Origin of the sequence: Ochrobactrum sp. SFR4, from assembly GCF_019730395.1 — a bacterium.
GTDB lineage: Bacteria > Pseudomonadota > Alphaproteobacteria > Rhizobiales > Rhizobiaceae > Pseudochrobactrum.
In genome coordinates this window covers 1-456 of sequence record NZ_JAAPBB010000207.1, presented here as the reverse complement: position 1 = coordinate 456, position 456 = coordinate 1, and the positions used below count along the sequence as shown (strand labels likewise).

Here is a 456-nt window from a genome sequence, read left to right as displayed (position 1 = left end):
ATCCGGCCACACCTTTCAGCGTATGCGCACTGCGACGGGCATCTTCCAATGCACCACGGCTGATCTGGTCATGCAGTTCTTCTGTCGCCCCTGCAAATCGCTGGCCAAAATCAATGATCAGCTTGCGCAACAAAGCCGTTTTTCCGTTCATGCGCGGCAAGGCCTTTGCCAGATCAAACGGCGGCAGACTATCCGGCAGATCAGGTTTTGGAGCTGCTGCAGGTGCCGCACTGGCTTCCGCCTGCAGTGCTGCATTCTTGGCACGTGGCTTGAGCCAGCGGTTCAGTGTACGCACCAACAGGAAAGGATCAACCGGTTTGGCAATATGATCATCCATACCCGCAGCAAAACATTTCTGCCGTTCTTCTTCATAGGCATGTGCCGTCATGGCGATAATCGGCAATTGCTCCGAAGACCATGTTTTACGGATTTGCCGGGTCGCTTCAATCCCGTCCA

The 456-nt window shown here is 54.6% G+C and carries 1 protein-coding gene; it reads right to left on the bottom strand.

Going from position 1 to position 456, the window contains the following annotated elements; all coding sequences use genetic code 11:
- A partial coding sequence (locus tag HBA93_RS18630) for a response regulator (RefSeq protein WP_221724293.1) occupies positions 1-456 on the bottom strand: 456 nt, incomplete at both ends.